At 44.4% G+C, this 1,206-nt stretch carries 1 protein-coding gene; it reads right to left on the minus strand.

Annotated elements, in window-relative coordinates:
- Window positions 1-112 precede the first annotated feature (112 nt).
- Window positions 113-958: a CopM family metallochaperone gene (gene copM, locus B3V51_RS01000; protein ID WP_286707815.1), complete on the minus strand. Its 846-nt coding sequence runs from the start codon at window positions 956-958 to the stop codon at window positions 113-115.
- Window positions 959-1,206 lie beyond the last annotated feature (248 nt).

Raw genomic sequence — 1,206 nt, forward strand, 5'->3', positions numbered from 1 at the left:
TAGTGACATCGAGAGATATAAGTAAGCAAAGCAAAACCCCCTAATAAGCAAATATGGTTATTAGGGGGTTCAAGTAATAGCTGAAAGGTTTTTTGGTATGCTGAATGGCTAGCTACTCTTCCTTGGTTTTAGTATCAGGGTCCTCACTGGCAGACTTCTCGTTTGCAGTAGTGTCGCCGTTAGGCTCGTCAACCTCATCGTTTTCAACATCGCTCGTCGCTTTAAGCGCGACAATCCAGTTTTGCATGAGCTCAATCTCTACTTGCTGAGTATCGATGATATGCTGTGCCAATTGACGCATTTCTTCATCAGTACCGTATTCGAGCTCGATTTTTGCCATATCTACGGCGCCAATATGGTGTGGTAGCATGCCACGTGCAAATGCCATATCCGGCATAGGATCAGCAATACCCAATGTCATCTCACCATGCATGCTTTCCATGCCCTTAGCGTAGGCCTGTTGCATAGCAGCGGTATTGGGCTTAGGTTTGGCTGCGTCAGGATGGCTGGCAAGCCATTTGTTTAGGATATCAATCTCAGCTTGCTGCGCCGTGATGCTATCTTGAGCAAGCTGGCGCATGGCATCATCTGTACCGTACTTTAGCTGAATTTTTGCCATATCTATCGCGCCGCGATGATGCCCAAGCATGCCTTTGGCAAACGCGGTATCAGGATCGTTATAACCCATACCGATCATCATTTCATCGTGCATGCTCGTCATCGCTTTGGTGTAGTCTTTGAGCATATCCGTCATCTGAGTGTCATCTGTGACGTTTTCGCTATCTACCGATGTATCGTGGCTCATATTCTCATGCTCAGCATGAGTCATGTCAGTCATTGGCGGGGTGGCTTCTTCTACAGGCGCTGATTGACTATCTGCTGCTGGCTGACACGCACCTAATAGCAGTGCAGTAGAAATGCTGGTGGCCAACAGAACAAAACGATGAGAAGCAATCATGATATATCCCTACTATAAGAAGACCAAATGATAAATAAATGAGGTCTATTTTACATAAATAATGACGTGCTGAATCTTAACAGATAAACCTTACCCATTCGAGACGCTATGTTTAACAAGAAGTAATATATTTACTTTAAATGAAAATATATGTCGGTATAGTCGAACCACTATTAAAGTGTTACAGCGTTAGACTCGTTTAGCCTACTACTGTAGTACTTGCACTCGTCTGCCTTGTACCACTTTTA

The sequence above is a fragment of the Psychrobacter sp. UBA2514 genome, from assembly GCF_002341255.1.
GTDB classification, from domain to species: Bacteria; Pseudomonadota; Gammaproteobacteria; order Pseudomonadales; family Moraxellaceae; genus Psychrobacter; species Psychrobacter pacificensis.

Bases quoted from the DNA above. Each gene is read 5' to 3' on its own strand.
- copM (WP_286707815.1), bottom strand. From the start codon at position 958: ATGATTGCTTCTCATCGTTTTGTTCTGTTGGCCACCAGCATTTCTACT.